17 protein-coding genes and 2 tRNA genes are annotated in these 20053 nt (G+C 73.0%); 3 read left to right on the forward strand and 16 right to left on the reverse strand.

Annotation, left to right across the window (positions count from 1 at the left end; genetic code table 11):
- Positions 1-58: 58 nt before the first annotated feature.
- Positions 59-2011 (forward strand): Stk1 family PASTA domain-containing Ser/Thr kinase, encoded by a 1953-nt coding sequence (gene pknB, locus ACI793_RS05170; RefSeq protein ID WP_456605301.1) that lies wholly within the window; start codon positions 59-61, stop codon positions 2009-2011.
- Between the two features lie 73 nt (positions 2012-2084).
- On the opposite strand, the gene ACI793_RS05175 is transcribed toward pknB, so the two are convergent.
- On the reverse strand, positions 2085-2783 hold the full coding sequence (locus ACI793_RS05175) for an aminodeoxychorismate/anthranilate synthase component II (RefSeq protein WP_456605302.1): 699 nt from the start codon (positions 2781-2783) through the stop codon (positions 2085-2087).
- 37 nt (positions 2784-2820) lie between these two features.
- Complete coding sequence (locus ACI793_RS05180) at positions 2821-3549, reverse strand: DUF881 domain-containing protein (RefSeq protein ID WP_456605303.1); 729 nt, start codon at positions 3547-3549, stop codon at positions 2821-2823.
- A gap of 144 nt (positions 3550-3693) precedes the next feature.
- Between ACI793_RS05180 and crgA the strand changes: the two genes are divergently transcribed.
- Complete coding sequence (crgA, locus tag ACI793_RS05185) at positions 3694-3969, forward strand: cell division protein CrgA (protein WP_456605304.1); 276 nt, start codon at positions 3694-3696, stop codon at positions 3967-3969.
- Positions 3970-4538: 569 nt separating this feature from the next.
- On the opposite strand, the gene ACI793_RS05190 is transcribed toward crgA, so the two are convergent.
- On the reverse strand, positions 4539-5699 hold the full coding sequence (locus tag ACI793_RS05190; RefSeq protein WP_456605305.1) for a thiolase family protein: 1161 nt from the start codon (positions 5697-5699) through the stop codon (positions 4539-4541).
- A 93-nt stretch (positions 5700-5792) separates the two neighbouring features.
- On the opposite strand from ACI793_RS05190, the gene ACI793_RS05195 reads away from it, so the two are divergent.
- Entirely contained in the window at positions 5793-6209 is a 417-nt protein-coding gene (locus ACI793_RS05195; protein ID WP_456605306.1) for a PH domain-containing protein, read from the forward strand.
- On the opposite strand, the gene ACI793_RS05200 is transcribed toward ACI793_RS05195, so the two are convergent.
- From ACI793_RS05200 to recF, 13 genes are all read right to left on the reverse strand, one after another.
- On the reverse strand, positions 6206-6967 hold the full coding sequence (locus ACI793_RS05200; RefSeq protein ID WP_456605307.1) for a rhomboid family intramembrane serine protease: 762 nt from the start codon (positions 6965-6967) through the stop codon (positions 6206-6208). The two genes, ACI793_RS05195 and ACI793_RS05200, sit on opposite strands and share 4 nt — an antisense overlap.
- 134 nt (positions 6968-7101) lie before the next feature.
- On the reverse strand, positions 7102-7635 hold the full coding sequence (locus ACI793_RS05205) for a peptidylprolyl isomerase (RefSeq protein WP_456605308.1): 534 nt from the start codon (positions 7633-7635) through the stop codon (positions 7102-7104).
- Between the two features lie 47 nt (positions 7636-7682).
- Complete coding sequence (locus tag ACI793_RS05210; RefSeq protein WP_456605309.1) at positions 7683-8876, reverse strand: S49 family peptidase; 1194 nt, start codon at positions 8874-8876, stop codon at positions 7683-7685.
- Positions 8877-9021: 145 nt separating this feature from the next.
- A tRNA-Ala gene (locus ACI793_RS05215) sits at positions 9022-9094 on the reverse strand.
- A 24-nt stretch (positions 9095-9118) separates the two neighbouring features.
- Positions 9119-9328 carry a DLW-39 family protein gene (locus ACI793_RS05220; protein ID WP_456605310.1) on the reverse strand — a complete coding sequence of 70 codons (210 nt, stop codon included), beginning with the start codon at positions 9326-9328 and terminating at the stop codon, positions 9119-9121.
- A 5-nt stretch (positions 9329-9333) separates the two neighbouring features.
- Positions 9334-9407 (reverse strand) — tRNA-Ile (locus ACI793_RS05225).
- Positions 9408-9463: 56 nt separating this feature from the next.
- Positions 9464-10285, reverse strand: coding sequence for a DUF3566 domain-containing protein (locus tag ACI793_RS05230; protein WP_456605311.1), 822 nt, complete (start codon positions 10283-10285; stop codon positions 9464-9466).
- 105 nt (positions 10286-10390) lie between these two features.
- The gene (gyrA, locus tag ACI793_RS05235) at positions 10391-12859 is read right to left on the reverse strand and encodes a DNA gyrase subunit A (protein WP_456605312.1); all 2469 of its coding nucleotides are present in this window, start codon (positions 12857-12859) and stop codon (positions 10391-10393) included.
- A 109-nt stretch (positions 12860-12968) separates the two neighbouring features.
- Positions 12969-15002 (reverse strand): DNA topoisomerase (ATP-hydrolyzing) subunit B, encoded by a 2034-nt coding sequence (gyrB, locus tag ACI793_RS05240; protein WP_456605313.1) that lies wholly within the window; start codon positions 15000-15002, stop codon positions 12969-12971.
- A 534-nt stretch (positions 15003-15536) separates the two neighbouring features.
- A complete protein-coding gene (locus ACI793_RS05245) occupies positions 15537-17300 on the reverse strand; it encodes an ABC transporter ATP-binding protein (RefSeq protein WP_456605513.1) in 1764 nt (587 codons plus the stop codon).
- 13 nt (positions 17301-17313) lie between these two features.
- Complete coding sequence (locus tag ACI793_RS05250) at positions 17314-18270, reverse strand: hypothetical protein (protein ID WP_456605314.1); 957 nt, start codon at positions 18268-18270, stop codon at positions 17314-17316.
- A gap of 27 nt (positions 18271-18297) precedes the next feature.
- A complete protein-coding gene (locus tag ACI793_RS05255) occupies positions 18298-18696 on the reverse strand; it encodes a DUF721 domain-containing protein (RefSeq protein WP_456605514.1) in 399 nt (132 codons plus the stop codon).
- Positions 18697-18883: 187 nt separating this feature from the next.
- On the reverse strand, positions 18884-20044 hold the full coding sequence (recF, locus tag ACI793_RS05260; protein ID WP_456605315.1) for a DNA replication/repair protein RecF: 1161 nt from the start codon (positions 20042-20044) through the stop codon (positions 18884-18886).
- Positions 20045-20053: the final 9 nt, after the last annotated feature.

Below are 20053 nucleotides of genomic sequence, written 5' to 3' on the forward strand. Positions count from 1 at the left end.
GCCCGCGCGCCGCGATCCGTCCCCGGACGACGCACGCACCTGCTCGAGAGGACCTCCGATGACCACGCCGCAGGTGCTCGGCGAGCGCTACGAGATCGGCGGGGTGCTCGGCCGCGGCGGCATGGCCGAGGTGCACCTCGGCCGCGACCTCCGGCTGGGGCGCGAGGTGGCGGTCAAGGTGCTGCGCAGCGACCTGGCCCGCGACCCCTCCTTCCAGGTCCGCTTCCGCCGGGAGGCGCAGGCCTCGGCCTCGCTGAACCACCCGGCCATCGTCGCGGTGTACGACACCGGCGAGGACCGCACCGCGCTCGGCGCCACCCCCTACATCGTCATGGAGTACGTCGAGGGCGAGACGCTGCGCGACGTGCTGCGGCGCGAGGGCGCGCTCTCCCCCGAACGTGCGATGACCCTGGCCGCCGACATCAGCGGCGCCCTGGACTTCAGCCACCGCAACGGCATCGTGCATCGCGACGTGAAGCCCGGGAACGTGATGATCACGCCCCAGGGCACCGTCAAGGTGATGGACTTCGGCATCGCGCGGGCGGTCTCCGACTCCGCCGCGACCATGACCTCGACCGCCGCCGTCATCGGGACCGCGCAGTACCTGTCGCCGGAGCAGGCGCGCGGCGAGAGCGTCGACGCCCGGTCCGACGTCTACTCCCTGGGCTGCCTGCTCTACGAACTGGCCACCGGCGCGCCGCCGTTCACCGGCGATTCCCCCGTGTCCGTGGCCTACCAGCACGTGCGCGAGGACCCGCGGCTGCCGTCGTCGATCAACCCCGCCGTCCCGCCCGAGCTGGACGCGATCCTGCTCAAGGCCATGAGCAAGAACCCGGCCAACCGCTACCAGTCGGCCGCGGAGATGCGCAACGACCTGCTCCGGGCACTGGCCGGCCAGCGCGTGGAGGCCACCCCCGTCATGGGGGACGCCGAGAAGACCGCCATCATCGGCGCCACCCCGGCCCACTACGACGACTGGGACGACGAGGAGGAGCAGGCCCAGCGCCGCAAGCGCCGGATCATCATCGCCGTCGTCTCGGTGCTGGCCGTCCTGCTCCTGGGCGGGGCGATCGCGGCCGCGGTGTCGATGAGCGGGAACGACACCGCCGACGACCCGGTCGCCACCCAGGTCCAGGTTCCGGCGTTGCAGAACCTCCCCGAGGCCGAGGCGCGTACCGCCCTCACCGACGTCGGCCTGGAGGTCGGCGAGGTCACGCAGGAGATCACCACCGACAGCGCCCAGGTCGGCACGGTGCTCGACAGCAACCCGGCGAGCGGCGCCCAGGTGCCCCAGGGGACGGCGGTCGACCTCGTGGTCGGCATCGAGCCCGACAGCGTGCTGGTTCCCGACGTCATCGGCTTCGACGAGGACCAGGCCCGGGCCGCCCTCGAGCAGGCCGGCTTCACCGGCAGCATCAACACCCGCCAGGTGGACTCCCTCGAGGAGGAGGGCTCGGTGGCGTCGATCGACCCGTCTCCCGGCCAGTCGGCCGCGACGGACGCGACGATCACCCTCGGGCTCTCCACCGGCTCCATCGACCTGCCCGACGTCGTCAACCGCACCGAGGCCGACGCCCGCGGCGTGCTGACCGCGGCCGGCTTCCGCGAGAACCAGATCAGCACCGAGCAGGTCGACTCGGACCAGCCGGCCGGCACCGTCGTCGCGACCACCCCCCGTGGGGGGAGCGCGGCCTCGGCCGACACCCGGATCGTGCTGGACATCTCCGGCGGCCCGGCCGAGCCCGAGACGGTGCAGGTCCCCGACGTCACCGGTGACACGGAGTCGGTCGCCCGGGCGGCCCTCCGGAGCGCCGGCTTCACGGGGCGCTTCACCACCGTTCCCTACACCCCCGAGCCCGGCGACACGGACGCGGTGGCCGGGACCGTGGCCGAGACGGATCCGTCCGCGGGCGACGAGGTGCCGCTGGATCAGCCCATCACGATCTACGTCTTCAGCTCCTCCGCGGGCGGCGGCGCCACCGAGACCGGGCAGCCCGACGCCGACGGCTGACCGCCTCACCCACCACGACGAAGGGCTCCTCCCGATCCGGGAGGAGCCCTTCGTCGTTCTGCGCGCAGAACGGTCAGGCGGTGGCCGCGTTGAGCCGCTCCGCGGCCGCGGAGGCCGCTTCCAGCGCCGCGGGGTCGGGTGTCAGCCCGCAGGAGGCCAGCCAGGTGGCCAGCATGCGGTGACCGCCCTCGGTCAGCACCGACTCCGGGTGGAACTGGACGCCCTCGATGGGCAGCTCGCGGTGGCGCAGCGCCATCACGATGCCCGAGGGGGTGTGCCCGGTGACCTCGAGCTCGTCGGGCACCGTGGCGGCGTCGACGGCGAGCGAGTGGTACCTGGTCGCGGTGAAGGGCGAGGGCAGCCCCGCGAGCACGCCCGTGCCGTCGTGCACGACCTGGCTGGTCTTCCCGTGCAGCAGCTCGGGAGCGCGCACCACCTCGCCACCGAAAGCCTCGGCGATCGCCTGGTGCCCGAGGCACACCCCGAGGACGGGCACGCCCTGCCCGGCGGCGGCGCGGACCATGGGCACGGTCACGCCGGCCCCCGCGGGCGTCCCGGGGCCCGGGGAGAGCAGCACCCCGGCCACGTCGAGGTCGGACAGCTCGTCGACGGTGACGGCGTCGTTGCGCCGCACGATACAGCGCACCCCGAGCTGGCCGAGGTACTGCACGAGGTTGTAGACGAAGCTGTCGAAGTTGTCGACGACGAGGACGGGACGCCCGTCGGCGGTCCCGGCGGGGTGGCCCTCGGCGGGGTGGCTCTCGGCGGGCACGGTTCTCCCGGGTGTCGGCTCTGTCGGGCGCTGCGGCTCAGCCTGCGGCGGCGTACTGCAGGGTGAGCGGCCCATCGTAGGCGGGGAGCTCCACCTGCGGCTGCTCGCGGACCTCGTAGGTCAGCCCGAACGCGTCCACCACCTGCCGGAAGACGGCGATCTGCGGTGAGTCGGCCAGCTCCTCCCGCGCCGCGGCGGCGTCGACCACGGCGGTGACGACGAAGGGCGGCGAGTAGGTGCGCCCCTGCAGGAGCAGGGTGTTCCCGACGCAGCGGACCGCGCTGGTGGCGATCAGCCGCTGGTCCATGACCGCGACCCCGGTGGCACCCGCGGCCCACATGGCGTTCACCACCGCCTGCACGTCGGACTGGTGGATGACCAGGTCGTCGGGCCGCGCACCCACCGGGAGGGTGCCGTCGGGCCGGCGCGGGGCGTCGTCGAGGGTGATCTTCAGGCCGGTGCCGCTGACCGCGGAGAGCCCGGCGGCGGGGGCGCCCTGCTCGCCCGCGGTGCGGGCCTCGGCGACGGCGCCGTCGCGGGCCGCGGCCTGCTCGGTGAGCAGCTCGGAGCGCCGCTGCAGCTGGGCCAGGCGCCGCTCCTGGGCGGCGATCGCGTCGTCCCGCTCGCGGATCAGGGCGGCGAGCTCGGTGACCTCGCCCGCGCGCAGGTCGGTGCCCTGCGCGGTCCGTCCGGAGGTCGCGAAGAGCACGCCGGCAGCCATCGCCACCACGGGCACCAGGGCGCCCCAGGCCGACAGACGGGCCACGGGCACCTCCGGCGGATCGGGGCGGGACGACGGTCATCGGGCACTCCGCCACCGTGGCGGCGCCGTCGTGCTCCCCCCACAGCTTAGGCTGGACTCCGTCGCGGCCGGTGAGGACGCACCCGGCCACCCGGAGGGAGCAGGTACGTGCCCAAGTCGAAGGTGCGCAAGAAGTCGGTCTACACGCCGCCCGAGGGAGTGCTGCAGGCGCGGTCCGCGGAGCAGGCCCGCATCGCGCAGCCCAGCCCGCGCTGGTACGTCGTGCTGATGATCGGGCTGATGCTGCTCGGCCTGCTGTGGATCGTCGTCTACTACATCGCCGGCGACGAGATCCCGTTCATGGTCTCGCTGGGGGCGTGGAACTTCGCCATCGGCTTCGGCGCCATGGTCGCCGGACTGATCATGTCGATGCGCTGGCGCTGAGGGAACGCCCCCGTTCCCCACGCTTCACACGCTCAGCGCGGGCCCCTGAACGGGGCCGAGGCCCTCGTCCCTGCCGGGACGGGGGCCTTCGTCGTCCTGCGGCCCCTGTCCCGGGTCCCGCCCCGAGCCTCCGAGGGCCGAGGCCCGTCCGGAGGCTCGCCGGCGAGCCCGCGAGCCGGGGAGGGGATGGGGTCATCCAGGGGTTCTTCCATGTGCACAGCCGATCGCGTCCGTCCACAGGTCGACATGGCGCCCCGCCCCCAGGGTTGTCCACCGGATGTGGAGGGACGGGACCGGCCCGTACCGCTCTGACCTGCACGGATTCCGCGGCTGGGACGCATGTGACGGATCATCCGCGCGCGTAACTACACCTGTGTGAGTCTGTCCCCAGCTGTGTACGCAGCTGTGGACGAGTCGACATGTCCGCCGCTGCGGAGCGGTGGACGCAGACCCTCCATACCCGCTCTGACCTGCGACGACACCTCGGAGCCCGGAGACGACCGCAGCCCCCGACGCGCGTCGTGGCGTCGGGGGCTGCGCTCGGTGGTCCCCAGGGGGACCGCCGTGGATCAGGCGTCGATGAGCTCCAGGATGGTGGCGTTGGCCATGCCGCCGCCCTCGCACATCGTCTGCAGGCCGTACCGGCTGCCGGTGTTGCGCATCCGGTGGATGAGGGTCGTCATCAGACGGGCGCCGGAACCACCCAGCGGGTGGCCCAGCGCGATGGCCCCACCGTGCGGGTTGAGCCGGTCGGCGTCGGCGCCGGTCTCCGCCAGCCACGCCATCGGCACGGGCGCGAAGGCCTCGTTGACCTCGTAGACGCCGATGTCGTCGATCGAGAGCCCCGAGCGGTCCAGCACCTTGGCCGTGGCCGGGATCGGCGCGGTCAGCATGATGACCGGGTCGTCGCCGGCCATGACGGTGGTGTGGATGCGCACCAGCGGGGTGAGCCCCAGCTCGCGGGCCTTCTCGCTGGTGGTGACCAGCAGGGCCGCGGAGCCGTCGGAGATCTGGCTGGCGTTGCCGGCGCTGATGACGCCGTCTTCCTTGAAGGGGGTCTTCAGGGAGCCGAGCTTCTCCAGCGTGCCGCCGGGGCGGATGCCCTCGTCCGCGCTGACCAGGCCCTCGGGGGTGGCGATCGGGGCGATCTCCTCCTCGAAGGCGCCGTCGGCCTGCGCCTTGGCCGCCTTCTCGTGGGAGCCGAGGGCGAACTCGTCGAGCTGGGTGCGCGAGAAGCCCCAGCGCTCGGCGATCATCTCCGCGCCGACGCCCTGGTTGATCTGCACGCCGTCGTAGCGCTCGGCGAACTTCGGCCCCATCGGACGACCGGCACCGCTGGCCGGGTTGCTCGCCGACCCCATGGGCACGCGGCTCATCGACTCCACGCCACCGGCGACGACCACGTCGGCCTGGCCGCTGATGACGGTCGCGGCGGCGAAGGCCACGGACTGCTGCGACGAGCCGCACTGGCGGTCGACGGTGGTGCCGGGGACGGCCTCGGGCCAGCCGGCGGCGAGCACGGCGTTGCGTGCGACGTTGAAGGTCTGCTCGCCGACCTGGCTGACACAGCCCCAGATGACGTCCTCGATCACGGCCGGGTCGATGCCCGTCCGCTCCACCAGGCTGCTGAGCACGTGGGCGGAGAGGTCGACGGGATGCACGCCCGACAGACCTCCGCCTCGCTTGCCCACCGGCGTGCGAACGGCGGCACAGATGACGGCATCGCGCATGGACCTACTCCTCGTCGACGATTCGGGGCGAGGCCAAACGGTCCGCCCTGACTGTCATCGTATGACCCAGGCCTCTTCTGGCAAGGTCCCCCCGTGACCTGGACCACCCGGACGCCCGAAACGGCGCTCTCGATCGCGATGGGTCTGCTGCTCGCGGCGGGAGTCCCGGTCGTGGCCGACGTCCCCGGCCGGATCCTGCTGACCCTGGGCGCCGCGCTGTTCCTGGCGCAGGCGGCGCGGGACCTGCTGCAGCGCCCACGACTCGCGGCCGGCCCGGACGGGATCCGGGTGCGCCGGCTCTCCGGCGGGGTCCACCTGCCGTGGGGACGGCTGCACATCGGCGTCCGCGAGACCCGTCGCCTGGCTCTGCGGACGGTCACCCTCGAGCTCGACACCGCCGCCGGCCCGGACGACGACGACGGGGTGCTCGTGGTGCTGGGCCGCCGGGACCTCGGCGCCGATCCGGCCGCGGTGGCCCGGCGACTGCGCCAGCTGGACCCGACCGTCTAGAGGTCCAGCACGGTCAGCGTCGGCACCGTCAGGGCGACGACGAGCAGCACGACGCCCAGCAGGGCCAGCGCCGGCACCTGCAGGTGGGACCGGCGCCGCAGCAGCAACAGGACGCCGGCGGACAGCGCGCCGGCCACCAGCCCGCCGAGGTGGCCGAGCAGCGAGATCCCGGGCAGGAAGCTGATGAAGACGTTGATCGCGAGCAGGGTGAGCAGACCGCGGACGTCCTGCCGGCTCGCCAGCATCAGCACGCCCAGAGCACCGAGGAGCCCGTAGATCGCGGCCGACGCTCCCGCGACCACGACCCTCGGGTCACCCAGCAGCTGGATGGCCACCGCGCCGCCGAGCGCCGAGACCAGGTAGACGGCGAGGTAGCGCGCCCAGCCCAGCTGCCGCTCGAGTTCGGAGCCGAAGAGCAGGAGGGCGAGCATGTTGAACGCCAGGTGCACCGGGCCGATGTGCAGGAACGCCGCGGTGAGGACCCGCCACCACTCGTCCAGGTAGTGGACGCCGGCCGGCCACTGGGCGAGGTCGACGAAGACGGGCGACCGCTGGTTGTCCGCCGGGGAGTTGCCCACCGAGAAGGCAGACACCGCCGTGACGACGAACATCGCCAGGTTGAGCGCGATCAGGCCCAGGGTGACGACACCCCATCGACGGCCCGCCGACCGCAGGGTGCGCGGACTCGCGGTCCGGACCGTGGCGTTGCCGGCTGCGACGCACTGCGGGCACTGGAAGCCGACCGAGGCCGGGACCATGCACTCCGGGCAGATGGGCCGCCCGCAGCGCGTGCAGGAGATGCCCGTGGGCCGGTCGGGGTGCCGGTAGCAGGTGGCAGGCAGGGGCGCCGGCCGGTTCCCCGCGCCGGCGCCCCCGTCGTCCGGGGTGGTGGTCAGCTGCGCTGCACCTCGACGGACTCGATCACCACGTCCTCGAGCGGCTTGTCGCCGCGTGCGGTCGGCACGGCGGCGATCTTGTCCACGACGTCGCGGCCGGCCTGGTCGGCCACCTCGCCGAAGATGGTGTGCTTGCGGTTCAGGTGCGGGGTCGGGCCCACGGTGATGAAGAACTGCGAGCCGTTGGTGCCGGGGCCGGCGTTGGCCATGGCCAGCAGATAGGGCCGGTCGAAGGCCAGCTCGGGGTGGAACTCGTCGCCGAACTGGTAGCCCGGGCCACCGAAGCCCTGACCGAGCGGGTCGCCGCCCTGGATCATGAAGCCGGAGATGACGCGGTGGAAGATCGTGCCGTCGTAGAGCCGGTCGGTCGTCTTCTGGCGCGTCTCGGGGTGCGTCCACTCGCGGGCACCCTCGGCGAGGTCGGCGAAGTTCGCGACCGTCTTGGGGGCGTGGTCGGGGAACAGGTCCACCGTGATGTCGCCGTGGTTGGTGTGCAGGACCGCGCGGCGGGCGGGAGTCGATTCAGTCACCCCTCCACTCTCCCACTGCTCCGCGCCCGGTGAGGCGGCCGGTGTGCTCAGCTCCCGGAGCAGGCGGCCGAGAGCTCCCCGTGGAAGGCGAGCACGAGGGGTGCGCCGGTGCACACCGTGCTCAGGCCGGGCTCCAGGGCCTCCGACGCGGTGCCGCCTCCGGGGGACCGGGCGGAGAGGAGGGACTCGAGCAGACCGGGCCCGCTGATCCGGTCGACGCGGGTGTCCTCGGGGTCGATGCCGTTCATCTCGGCGGCGTACCGGTAGGCCTCGTCCCGGCCCATGACCCGGTCGACGAGGCCGCGCTCGACGGCGGTGGCGCTGTCGAACACGAACGCGCCCAGGTCGTCGACGATGGTCTGCGCCGGGATGCCGCGGGCCTCGGACACCCAGCCGACGAACTCGGCGTACTCGCGGTCCAGGCCGGCGCCGAGCACCGCCCGCTCCTCCTCGGTCAGGTCACGGTAGGGGTTGCCGAGGTCCTTGCCGCGGCCCCGGGACAGGTACTCCTCGGTGATGCCGCCCTCGGTGGTCACACCCGGCTCCAGCAGCGAACCCGGGATGCCGGTGACGTCCCGGAAGCGCTGGAAGGGCCCCATGATCACGCCGATGCTGCCGACGAGGCTGCCGTGGTCGGCCACGATCTGGTCGGCCCCGGCCATGGCGTAGACCCCGCCGGAGGCGGACATCCCCTGCACGTGGGCCAGCACCTGGTGCCCGGTGCGCTCCTGGTAGCGCTGCACGGCGTCGGCGATGGCGCGCGAGCCGTAGATCGTGCCGCCCGGGGTGTTCACCTCCAGGATCAGCCCGTCGGCGTCGTCCTCGTCCAGGTCGTCGATGGTGTCGGCGACCTCGTAGCCGTAGGTGGCCCCACCGAAGACGGCGCCGTCGCTCTCCCCGCCGAGGATCACCCCGGTGACCGGGACCGCGAGCAGCCTCGACTCCGCGGAGGACTCGCCCCAGGCCAGGTCGGTCGCAGGACCGCTCGTCGTGTCCCCGCTCCCCCCGGAGACCAGCCCGACCAGGGCCAGCACCATGACGACGACCAGCCCCACGCCCACCACACCGAGGCCCAGCCCGGCGCCGAGGCTCGCCCCCAGGCCGAGGCCGAAACCGCGCCGGAAGGGGCTGGGCTGGCGCACGAACGGAGGGGGCGCCGGGCGCCAGCCGGGCGGTGGCGGTGGCGGTGGCGGCGCGGCGGGCCGTGCCGGCGCGGCGGGTGGCGGCTGCTCGGTGCTCACGTCGGGACCTCCGGGGTCTCGGGACAGCGGGACGAGACGGTACTGACCCGGATCGCAGGCGGGCTCCGACGCGCCGTCCCGTTCGGACCCCGTGACCGGTCCCTGCGGTGGAGTGCCGTCGGACGGCGGGTCCGGTGCCGAGGAGTGGAGACGAGGGGAATCGAACCCCTAACCCCCGCCTTGCAAAGGCGGTGCTCTGCCAATTGAGCTACGTCCCCGGCGGGGCCGGGGCCCCGGGTGGATCAGCGTGCGGTGGGAGTGCTGACGGCCTGGGGGCCGCTGGTGGCCTCGCGCCAGAGGTCGGCCTCGACCTTGCCGCTCGAGCGCTTGCGCACGGCAACCACGGCTCCGACGGCCGCTGCGACCAGCGCCAGCTTCTTCAGCACGCGGAAGACCTCCTGGGCGGTCGGTGCGCCGTGGTGCGCGGCGTGCGGTACCGGAGGCACCGGCACACGGGTGGGCCTGGGAGGACTTGAACCTCCGGCCTCATCCTTATCAGGGATGCGCTCTAACCGCCTGAGCTACAGGCCCGTGAACCTCGAACAGCGTACCTGGGACGACGAGGACCCCCGGAGGGGGGTCCTCGCTCAGTCCCGCTCGGAGAGGGTGACCTCCAGGCCGCCGACGAGGTCGGAGCACATGTTGTAGATGAAGGTGCCCACCGTGCACAGCGCCGTGAGCAGCACGATGTTGATGGCCCCGATGATCGCCGCGCCGCCGAACACGACGCCCGGGGTGAGCACCTCGCTGCCCTCGCCCGCGTCGCTCTCGGTGCCCAACTGGCCGAACAGCTCGTTGAGGGTCTCGAAGACGCCGAGTCCGTTGAGCACCAGGTAGAGCACGCCGACGGCGACCATCCAGATGAAGAACAGCGCGATCGACAGGACCAGCGAGATCTTCAGCGCCGACCAGGTGTCGATGTGCCGCAGCTGCAGCCGGGCCCGTCGCGGACCGCGGCCGGAGGAACGTCCCGGACGTCCCTTGGCGGCACCCGCCTGGGCCCGGTCACCCGACGGGGCATCCCCGCCGGAGGGCGGAGCCGGTACCGGGGGCACCGCGACAGGCGGAGCGCCAGCGGGGGTCGCACCGGCGGCGCGCTGGTTGCCGGTGACCGGGATGGACTGCGTCCCGGTCGCGGGGCCGGCGGGCGGCCTCTGCGCCCGGGCGGCAGCCTGCGTCCCCGTGGTGGGGATGGACTGCGTCCCCGTGGTCGGGATCGACTGCGTCCCCGTGGTCGGGATCGACTGGGTGCCGGTGCCGGGAGCGGGCTGCCCGGAAGCCGGCTGACCGGTCGCGCCCTCCTGCCCGGAGGGCGTCCCCTTCCCACCCTCGACGGGCGCGCCGCCACCGGACGGGCCGTCTCCACCGCGGGACCCGGTGCGCACCGAACCCTGTGGCCGGTCGCTCATGCCAGTCTCCCGTTCACCTGCGGCACAGACCGCTCCTTCGGGACCGGCGCCCGGGCAGCGCTCGCGCGTGCCCGGGGCCCGATCAGTTCGTCACCTGGTGTCACCCTAGGCCGACGGCTCGTCGTTGTCCGTCGTACGAGCGATCGCCACGATGGACACGTCCTCCGGCAAGTTCATGAGCTTGACGCCCATTGTCGCCCGATCCTTGTTGTGCCGCACCCCGTTGACCGGCGTCCGGATCACGCCGCCGCCCGAGGTGATGGCGTACAGCTCGTCCCCGAGCGTCACCGCCAGGGCGCCGACGAGGGCACCCTTGCGCGCCTTCGGGTCGGCCGTCAGCACGCCCTTGCCGCCCCGGCCCTGGTTCGGGTAGTTCTCGATACCGGTCCGCTTGGCGAAGCCGCGCTCGGTGGCGACCAGGACGTCGACGCCTTCCTGGACGACCATCATCGACAGCAGCCGGTCGTCCTCGGACAGCGAGATGCCCCGCACGCCCTCGGTGGCCCGGCCCATCGGCCGCAGGGCGGCGTCGTCGGCGGTGAACCGGATCGACATCGCCTTGCGGGTGACCAGCAGCAGGTCCTGGTCCTGGTTGATCAGGACGGCCCCGACGAGCTCGTCGCCGTCGCGCAGGTTGACGGCGATGACGCCGCCCTGGCGGGGGGAGTCGAAGTCGGTCAACCGGGTCTTCTTGACCTGCCCCTTGGCCGTGGCGAGCGCCAGGTACGGCGCCACCGTGTAGTCCTTGATCTGCATGACCTGGGCGATCTTCTCGTCCGGCTGGAACGCCAGGATGTTCGCCACGTGCTGGCCGCGGGCCGTGCGGTTGGCCTCGGGCAGCTCGTAGGCCTTGGACCGGTACACCCGGCCCTTGTTCGTGAAGAACAGGATCCAGTCGTGGGTGGAGCCCACGAAGAAGTGGTCGACGATGTCGTCCTGCTTCAGGGCCGCGCCCATCACGCCCTTGCCGCCGCGGCGCTGCGACCGGTAGAGGTCGCTCTTCGTCCGCTTGGCGTACCCGGTGCGGGTGATGGTGACGACGACCTCCTCCTCCGCGATGAGGTCCTCCATCGAGACGTCGCCGTCGTTGGCGACGAACTGCGTGCGGCGGTCGTCGCCGTACTTCTCGACGATCTCGGCCAGCTCGTCCCTGATGATCTGCCGCTGGCGCAGCGGCTTGTCCAGGATGTCGAGCAGGTCGGCGATGCGGGCCTCGATCTCGGCCAGCTCGTCGAGGATCCGCTGGCGCTCGAGGGCCGCCAGCCGGCGCAGCTGCAGGTCGAGGATCGCGATGGCCTGGATCTCGTCGACGTCCAGCAGCTCCATCAGGCCGGTCCGCGCCTCGTCGGCCGACGGGCTGCGACGGATCAGCGCGATGACGTCGTCGAGGTGGTCGAGCGCCTTGCCGTAGCCGCGCAGGATGTGCGCGCGCTCCTCGGCCTTGCGCAGCCGGTAGCGGGTACGCCGCTGGATGACCTCGATCTGGTGGTTCACGTACTCGCGCACGAGCTCGTCCAGGCGCAGCGTCCGCGGGACGCCGTCGACGATGGAGAGCATGTTGCAGCCGAAGGTGGTCTGCAGCTGGGTGTGCTTGTAGAGGTTGTTCAGCACCACCTTGGCGACGGCGTCGCGGCGCAGCGTAAAGACCAGGCGGCGGCCGACCCGGTCGCTGGACTCGTCGGCGATGTCGGTGATGCCCTGGATCCGGCCCTCCTTGACCGCCTCGCCGATGGACTCGGCGAGGTTGTCCGGGTTCACCTGGTAGGGCAGCTCGGTGCAGACCAGCTGGACCCGACCGCGGGAGTCCTCCTCGACCGTGACGACGGCGCGCATGCGCACCGAGCCGCGGCCGGTCCGGTAGGCCTCCTCGATGCCCTCGCGGCCGACGATCAGGCCGTGGGTCGGGAAGTCGGGGCCCTTGATCCGTTCCATGCAGGCGGTGAGCGCCTCCTCGGCCTCCGCATCCGGGTTGTCGAGCATCCAGAAGACGGCGGCCGCGACCTCGCGGAGGTTGTGCGGCGGCATGTTGGTGGCCATGCCGACGGCGATGCCGGCGGAACCGTTGATCAGCAGGTTGGGGATGCGCCCCGGCAGGACCAGCGGCTCCTGGTTCTTGCCGTCGTAGTTCGGCTGGAAGTCGACGGTCTCCTCGTCGATGTCCCGGAGCATCTCCATGGCCAGCGGCGTGAGCCGGGCCTCGGTGTACCGCATGGCCGCGGCCGGGTCGTTGCCCGGCGAGCCGAAGTTCCCCTGCCCGTCGATCAGCGGGTAGCGCATCGCCCACGGCTGGGCCAGGCGCACGAGGGCGTCGTAGATCGAGGTGTCGCCGTGCGGGTGGTAGTTACCCATCACCTCACCGACGACGCGGGCGCACTTGACGTAGCTGCGGTCGGGTCGGAACCCCTGGTCGTACATGGCGTACAGCACGCGGCGGTGCACCGGCTTGAGGCCGTCGCGGACCTCGGGCAGGGCCCGGCCCACGATGACGCTCATCGCGTAGTCGATGTAGCTGCGCTGCATCTCCTGCTGGAGGTCGACCGGTTCGACGCGGTCGCGGGGTGGGGTCTCCGTCACGGTTCAGGTCTCCACAGGTCGGTGCACAGAGGTGGACAAGTTCGCTGGTCAACCGGGCCGTCGGGCGCCGGCCCGGTGCTGTTCACCGGCCGGCCGCCCGGCGGTCCGGTCAGACGTCGAGGAAGCGGACGTCGCGGGCGTTGCGGGTGATGAAGCTGCGGCGGGCCTCGACGTCCTCGCCCATGAGCACGCTGAACAGCTCGTCGGCGGTGGCGGCGTCCTCGAGGGTGACCTGGAGCAGGATGCGCGTCGCGGGGTCCATCGTGGTCTCCCACAGCTCCTTGGCGTTCATCTCGCCGAGACCCTTGAACCGCTGGATCGCGTCGTCCTTGACCCTCCGGCCGGACTCGGCGGCCGCGCTGAGCACGGCGTCCTTCTCCCGGTCGGTGTAGACGTAGTCGTCGGCGTGCTTGCCGCCCCACTTGATCTTGTACAGCGGGGGCTGGGCCAGGTAGACGTGCCCGGCCTCGACCAGCGGCCGCATGAAGCGGAACAGCAGGGTCAGCAGCAGCGTGCGGATGTGCTGGCCGTCGACGTCGGCGTCAGCCATCAGGATGATCTTGTGATACCGCAGCTTCGACACGTCGAACTCGTCGTGGATGCCGGTGCCGAACGCGGTGATCATGGACTGGACCTCGTTGTTCTTGAGGACCCGGTCGATGCGCGCCTTCTCGACGTTGATGATCTTGCCGCGGATCGGGAGGATCGCCTGGAACATCGAGTCGCGGCCGGACTTGGCCGATCCACCGGCCGAGTCGCCCTCGACGATGTAGATCTCCGAGTCGCGGGGGTCGGTCGAGCGGCAGTCGGCGAGCTTGCCCGGCAGCGAGTTGTTGCTCAGCAGGCTCTTGCGGGCCAGCTTGCGGGCGTCCTGCGCCGCACGGCGGGCGCGGGCGGCGGACGAGGCCTTGTTGATGATCATCTTGGCCTCGCTCGGGTTGGCCTCGAACCAGTGCCCGATCTGCTCGTTGCAGACCCGCTGCACGAAGCCCTTGACCTCGGTGTTGCCGAGCTTGGTCTTGGTCTGGCCCTCGAACTGCGGGTCGCCCAGCTTCACCGAGACGATCGCGGCCAGACCCTCGCGGATGTCCTCACCCGTGAGCTTCTCGTCCTTGCCCTTGAAGAGCTTCTTCTCCTCGGCGTACCGGTTGACGATCGAGGTGAGCGCCGTCCGGAAACCCTCCTCGTGCGTGCCGCCCTCGTGCGTGTTGATGATGTTCGCGAACGTGTAGACCGACTCCGAGTAGGCCTCGGACCACTGCATCGCGACGTCGATCGACATGGCCATGTCGTTCTTGCCGGTGCCCTCGGCGGAGAAGCTGACGACCGACTTGTGGATCGGCGACTTCTTGGCGTTGATGTGGGCGACGTAGTCGATGAGGCCGGCGTCGTACTTGTAGGTGACCTCGGTGGCCTCGAACGCCTGGTCCTCGGCGCCCGCCTCCGGCGCGGCCTCGGCGACCGAGACCTCCTCGGCCATGCCGGTCTCGACCTTGCTGTGCCCGGGCCGCTCGTCGCGCAGGACGATCGTCAGGCCCTTGTTGAGGAAGGCCATCTCCTGCAGACGGCGGTTGATGGTGTCGAACGAGTAGGTCGTCGTCTCGAAGATGTCACCGTCGGCCCAGAAGGTGATCGCGGTGCCCTGCTTCTTCGTGGGGCCGACCTCCTCCAGCGGGCCCGGCTTGGCGTAGGCGTAGCTCTGCTTCCACTCGGTCCCGTCGCGCCACACGTTGACCTCGAGGCGGGTGGACAGGGCGTTCACGACCGTGACGCCGACGCCGTGCAGACCGCCGGAGACGCCGTAGCTCTTGCCGTCGAACTTTCCGCCCGCGTGCAGGACGGTCATGATCACCTCGACGGTGGGCCGCTTCTCCACCGGGTGCATGTCGACCGGGATGCCGCGGCCGTTGTCCTCGACCCGGACGCCGCCGTCGGCCAGCAGCGTCACCCGCACGGTGTCGCAGTAGCCGGCCAGCGACTCGTCGACGGAGTTGTCCACGACCTCCCACACCATGTGGTGCAGGCCGCGCTCCCCGGTGGAGCCGATGTACATACCGGGGCGCTTCCGGACCGCCTCGAGGCCTTCGAGGACGGTGATGGAACTGCCGGAGTAGGCGTTCTCGGTCTGCGGTGCTGCGACCACGGGGGGCCTTCCTTTCGCGCAACCGGCACGCGGATCCCCGGTGCTGACGGGGGACGACGCGCAGAACGGCACTGGCCCCTCGGGGCGCAGAACGACGCTGAGCCGGTTGCTGGCGGTTTCTGCTGTCGAGGATACCGGGTCCACTGACAGGAATGGCGCCGTCCACGCCCTCACGTCGTGTCTGAGCCCCTTCCGGCACCTCCGCCACCACCTGTCCTGCCCCGGGTATCGACACGCCGTCCTCGGGGGGCTCACACCCGCAGCGTCGGATCCGGCGCTCGAAGGGGCGGTCGGCGCCGGGCCTCCGGGCCCCGGAGGCGGCCTGCCGGCGCCGGTCCGGCGGTCCAAGGGCGCAGTTCCTGCCCGGCCTCGCCCGGCTGGCGTTCCACGTGGAACACGACCGGGGGACGACGTCGCTGCGACAGCAAGCCACGTTCCACGGGATCGTCCCGGGCGGGATGATCTGCGGCCATCACCCGGGGGCCGAGCAGCTGGAGTGGGCGCCGTCGCCCTCCTCCCTGATCCCAGCGCGGGTCAGACGAGGAGCTGGGCGGTGGCCAGCTCCCGGTAGAGCGGGCTGGTCTCCACCAGCTCCGCGTGGGTGCCGCGGGCGACCACCCGACCCTGGTCGAGCACCACGATCTGGTCGCTGTCGAGGACCGTGGACAGCCGGTGGGCGACCACCAGGAGCGCGCGGTCGGCCGCTGCGGCCGCGAGCGTGTCCCGGAGCAGCCCCTCGTTGCGGGCGTCGAGGCTGGCGGTGGGCTCGTCCAGGAGCAGCAGCTCCGGTCGGCCAAGCAGGGAGCGCGCGATGGCCAGGCGCTGGCGCTCCCCACCGGAGAGCAGCACGCCCTCGTCGCCGACCAGCACGTCCAGGCCGCGCGGGGACCGGCGCACCACCTCGGTCAGGCCCACGTCGGCGAGCACCGCCCACAGCTCGGGGTCGGTCGCGTCGGGCCGCGTGAGCAGCAGGTTGTCGCGCACCGACCCGGCCAGGACCGGCGCCTCCTGCTCCACGTAGCCGAGCCGGGCACGCAGTGCCGCACGGGGCACGTCCCGGACGTCGGTGCCGGCCCAGCGGACGGCGCCGGCGGCGACCGGGTAGAAGCCCTCGATCAGCGCCAGGATCGTCGACTTCCCCGCACCCGAGGGCCCGACCAGCGCGACGCGGCTCCCGGCCTCGACCTCGAAGGAGACCCCGCGCAGCACCGGCGTCCCGTCCGGATAGGCGAAGGAGACGTCGTCCAGCTCCAGCAGCGGCGCACCTGCCCGCGGGGTGACGGTGCCGGCCCGCTCCGGGCGCTCGTCCTGCTCCGGTTCCAGAGCCAGCACCTCCTGGATCCGGGCCAGGGCACCCAGCCCGGTCTGCAGCTGCGTCCAGGCCGAGATCGCCTGGCCCAGCGGCATGACCAGCAGGAACAGGTAGAGGATGAAAGCCACCAGGGCGGCCACGGTGATCGAGCCGTCGGCCACGCGGTAGCCGCCGACGCCGAGCACCGCGAGGAACGCGCCCTGCACCGCGATCGACCCGGCGGGGGAGACCAGCGACTCCAGCCGGGCCAACCGCACGCCGGCCTCGTACGCCCGCCGCGCACTGCCTCCCACGGTGGCGACCTCGCGGGAGGTGGCACCGCTGGCCCGGATGGTGCGCACCGCCGACAGCGCGCGCTCCACGGCGGCCGTCATCGCGCCGACCTCCTCCTGAGCCTGCCGCGACAGCCGGCGCACGCCGCGGGAGGCCAGCACCGCCACGGTCACCCCGATGCCGACCGAGAGCAGGGTGAGCAGCAGCAGCCAGACGTCGACCAGCGCCATCGCGACCACCGCGCCGACGGCGAGCACCGCCGAGCCGACCACGTCCACGACGCCGGAGGTGACCGTCGCGCGCAGCAGCGTGGTGTCGGCGCCCACCCGCGACATGAGGTCGCCGGTGCGCCGCCGGTCGTACTCGGCCACCGGGAGCCGCAGCAGCCGGTCGGCGAGCAGCTGCCGGGTGGTCAGGACGACGCCCTCCGCGGTGCGCTGCAGCAGGTACTGCTGGAACGCGCCCAGCGCCGATGCGGCCAGGAGCACGACCACCAGCAGCGAGACGGTGGGCAGCAGCGCCTCCCCCGAGCCGACGACGTCGATGACCCTGGCGACCAGGGCGGGCTGCGCCAGCGCCGCGGCCGCGGCCACCAAGGACAGCGCCGCCGCGGCGGCCAGCGCACGCCGGTGCGGCCGCAGCAGGGGCAGCAGCTCCCGCGGACCCGCGCCGGGGGACGCGGGCCCGGCGTCGGACCGGTCGTGGGCGCTCAGCGGACGAGCCGCGTCAGTAGCCGACGGCGAGCGCGCCGACGAGCGCGGTCAGCAGCCGCGTGTGGTGCTCCAGCAGCTCGGGACGGTGCCCGTCCGGGCGGATCGCGGCCAGGAACCCGCCCGTCGTCCAGAACTCGTCGCCGTCGTCGGTACCCAGCAGCAGGCGGCGCACCTCGGGGTCGCCGGCGATCCGGCGCACCTGCGGGCCGTCCTCGGCGGCCAGCAGCGTCCAGCGGCGCTCGAAGTCCGGATCCTCGGAGGGGATCTGCACCATGCCGCCCACGCCGTGCTTCCACAGCCGGGCCGGGGACAGCCGCAGCGCCGGGGGGGCGCCCAGCAGCGGCGCCGCGGTGATCGCGTACTCCGGCACCACGTGCCGCCCGGACATGTAGACGGCGTCGAAGGCGACGAGCTCGAGCGATCCCGCGCGCCCGCGCAGCACGCTGCCGGGCCGGTGGTCCTTGGTCAGCCGGGGTGGCGCCGAGGCGATCAGCTCCGCGAGGACGGCGTCCTCCGGCGCGGTGCCGTCGGAGATGGTCCAGCCGCGCTGGAGTGCCCAGCCCTGCGCGCCGACGACGTCGCCCTGGTACGTGAACGCCCGCTGCATCTCGGGGTCCCGCTGACGGCGGCCGCCGAACAGGCCCCGCCGCTCGGGCACCGGGGCCTCGCCCGCGGGAGCACCCGGGGGCGCCCACGAGGGGTCGACGCCGGACGGTCCCGGCGTCGCGGCCGGCCGCTCGGGCTCGGCCGGCGGGAGGTCCCAGCCGGCGGGCCGCCAGGCCTCCGGGTCGACGGAGTGGTCGCTGTCGCGTGGCTGCTTGCGGCGGTCCACGAAGTTCGGCGGGTCCTCCGGCGGCCCCTCCTGCGCCGGCGGCTCCCCGGCCGGCTCGTCGCCGCCGAGGTGAGCGGGCTCCTGCCAGGCCCGGCCGGTGTCGTCGTCGAAGCCGTCGCGGTCCCGAGGCGTGCTCATCGCTGCCCTTCCGTCGTGGTGCGGTGCCTATCCGTACGTGTCGCGCGGACCCCGGCCGCGCACGGAGCGCGGGCCCTTCTTCCAGCTGGGGGCCGTCGGTCCGACAACGCGCAACCGGGTCACGACGTCCCCGCCCACCCCGGCCCGCAGCTTGCCCAGGATGGTCGGCGCCAGCAGCCGCAGCTGGGTGGCCCAGGCCGTCGACTCCGCGACGATCAGCAGCTCCCCCTCGGTGAGGGTCTGCGGAGCGCAGTGCGCGGCGATCTCCGGCCCGACGAGCATCTCCCACCTGCCGAACACCGCACCGGTCCGGGTGCGCTCGGACCAGTCCTGCGCGTCGACGAGCGAGTCGACCAGCCGGCCCAGCGGCTGGGGGTCGTCAGCGCCGGGACCGGGGCCGCTCCAGCTCCGCCGGGGCCCGGCGATCCGGCGGCGGGTCGGGCGCGGGCGGGCAGCGGAGGGGGGGGGGGGGGGGGGGGGGGCGGGGGGGGGGGGGGGGGGGGCGCCGGGGGGCGCGGCGGGGGGGGGGGGGGGGCCCCGCGCGCGCCCCCCCCCCCCCCCCCCTCGAGGGCGGCCCGGGCGATGTCGCTCGGGCGTGCCGGCCGGTCTTCGCTCATGCGACCTCCCCGGGGTCGAGCACCCGCACTTCGCCGGCGCCGACCTCGACCCGGCCGCCGCGGAGCTCGGGCGGCACGTCGTCGAGCACCGCGGCGGTGATCAGCGTCTGCTCCGCCGAGCGTGCCACCTCCGCGAGCGCCGCGCGTCGCTCGGCGTCCAGCGTGGCGAAGACGTCGTCCAGGACCAGGATCGGGTCCTCGCCGTCGGCCCGGAGGAGCGCGAAGGTCGCGAGCTTCAGGCCCAGCGCCAGGGACCAGGACTCGCCGTGGCTGGCGAAGCCCTTCGCCGGGGCGGGGCCCAGGTGGATGACCAGGTCGTCGCGGTGCGGCCCGACCAGCGTCATCCCCCGGTCCAGCTCGTCACCCCGGCGCTCGGCCACGCGCTCGCGCATCGCGACGGTCAGCTCCTCCGCCGTCGGCAGCACCGCGTCCGGGCGCAGCGCCGCGCCGTCGCCGGCCAGCGGCACGGTCGAGGAGTAGCCGAGACCGGCGACGAGGGCCCCGTCGCCGGCCACGCGGGCGTAGGACTCCGCGACCTGCGGCGCGAGGTCGGCGATGAGACCGAGCCGGGCGGACAGGAGCTGACCGCCCAGGTCGGTGAGGTGGCCGTCCCACACGTCGAGGGTCTCGATGGCCTTGCCGCGAGCCAGCCGTGCGGTCTTCAGCAACGCGTTGCGCTGCTTGAGCACCCGGTCGTAGTCGGCCCGCACCCCGGCCAGCCGGGGCGTGCGGGTGACCAGCAGCTCGTCGAGGAACCGCCGGCGCTCGGTCGGGTCGCCGCGCACCAGCGCGAGGTCCTCGGGCGCGAAGAGCACCGTGCGGACCATGCCCAGCAGGTCCCGCGGCCGCTGCAGCGGTGCCCGGTTCACCCGTACCCGGTTGGCCCGCCCCGGGTTGATCTCGATCTCGACGAGCAGCTCGCGGTCGCCGCGGCGCAGCGCCGCGCGCACGACCGCCTGCGCGGCACCGTGGCGCACCAGGGGTGCGTCGCTGGAGACCCGGTGGCTGCTCATCGTCGCCAGGTAGCCGACGGCCTCGACCAGGTTGGTCTTGCCCTCCCCGTTGCGGCCGACCAGCACGGTCGGGCCCGGGGACAGCGGCAGGTCCACGCGCTCCCAGCTCCGGAAGGAGCCGACCTGCAGGTGCCGGACGTACACCTCGGCCCT

The organism is Blastococcus sp. SYSU DS0617 (assembly GCF_054051075.1).